The organism is Rhodococcus sp. ACPA1 (assembly GCF_002300195.1).
Classification (GTDB): domain Bacteria; phylum Actinomycetota; class Actinomycetes; order Mycobacteriales; family Mycobacteriaceae; genus Rhodococcus_F; species Rhodococcus_F opacus.
Map to the genome: position 1 here is coordinate 1 of NZ_NSDX01000036.1, position 411 is coordinate 411.

The 411-nt window shown below is 65.9% G+C and carries 1 protein-coding gene; it reads left to right on the top strand.

The annotated features are described in order from the left end of the window. Nucleotides 1–170: 170 nt before the first annotated feature. The coding region (locus CJ177_RS48035; RefSeq protein ID WP_257015117.1) for a DUF6308 family protein at nt 171–411 on the top strand (241 nt) is incomplete at its 3' end.

Sequence of the window (411 nt, forward strand, 5' to 3'; positions counted from 1 at the left end):
GATGCCCGAGCAACGCCGGAGACGAGGACGTGATGCGTTGCTACTGCTAGTTCAGGAGCCGAAAACGAGAGCTCCTCTGCAGCAACGAAATACACGATAATGAGACACTTTGTCGACTGCCGCTCTACCGGGCGCGGACGTGGCCTCGATCGCAGGTCCCCCCGACGGCGGTGCGGGGTGATCCTGGACGCCGAGGCGGAGGCCTCGAACGCTCCTCTGACGGCGGTGGGCCCGGATCGGGGTCTGGTTTCGATGAACCGGAGCCGCTGACCCCGGGGTGGCCTGCCTGGGAGCTGGAAACCGCCCTCCGCGGCCTGCGGGACGTGGGCGGGATGAAGACGACGAAGCTGATTGCCCGTAAGCGTCCCCGGCTGTATCCGATCTTCGGTTTCGGTGGTCGGGTGCTGGGCA